This is a genomic window from Streptomyces sp. GbtcB7, assembly GCF_019091445.1.
GTDB classification, from domain to species: Bacteria; Actinomycetota; Actinomycetes; order Streptomycetales; family Streptomycetaceae; genus Streptomyces; species Streptomyces mirabilis.
Window position 1 is genome coordinate 1 of the sequence record NZ_JAGXJM010000664.1, and the last position, 235, is coordinate 235.

The 235-nt window shown below is 48.9% G+C and carries 1 protein-coding gene; it reads right to left on the reverse strand.

Going from position 1 to position 235, the window contains the following annotated elements; genetic code table 11:
• On the reverse strand, positions 1–235 hold a 235-nt coding region (locus tag KVT44_RS57170), incomplete at both ends, for an RHS repeat domain-containing protein (RefSeq protein WP_217577204.1).

Here is a 235-nt window from a genome sequence, read left to right on the forward strand (position 1 = left end):
TATACCGGTATATGGAAATGCGGCCGTCTGCTTCTGTAATGGTAGGCAGCAGCCCTTTGGAAGATCCTTTTTTGTGATAGATATTAGTGCGGCTGGCGCCCTGCGGGTCACTCACTAATGTTAAGCGCTGCTCCTCATCATAATTAAACGTATAGGCGCTGCCGTCCGGCTGGGTAACACGGGTAATGTTACCCCGTTCATCATAACTATAGCCGGTTACATTGGCTTCTTCATC